This window comes from Pseudonocardia sp. N23 (assembly GCF_002583555.1).
GTDB lineage: Bacteria > Actinomycetota > Actinomycetes > Mycobacteriales > Pseudonocardiaceae > Pseudonocardia.
Genome location: NZ_BEGX01000083.1, coordinates 1 through 217 on the forward strand (window position 1 = coordinate 1; position 217 = coordinate 217).

The window sequence follows — 217 nt, forward strand, 5'->3', positions numbered from 1 at the left end:
TTCTTGCCGCCGTAACCGGAGTCCCACTTGTCGTCGTTCCACTTGTCGTTCGAGCTGTACTTGTCGTCGCAGCCGTAGTTGTCGTCGTCGTACTTGTTGTTGTCGTAGTGGTCGGACTTGTTGTCGTGGCAGCCCCACTTGTCCTCGTACTTGTCGTTCTTGCTGCCGCCGTAGCCGCCCCACTTGTCGTTGTCCCACTTGTCGTTCTTGCCGCCGT

At 57.6% G+C, this 217-nt stretch carries 1 pseudogene; it reads right to left on the bottom strand.

The window, feature by feature from the left end:
- Nucleotides 1–217: pseudogene (locus TOK_RS32830) on the bottom strand (hypothetical protein); the annotation flags it as partial.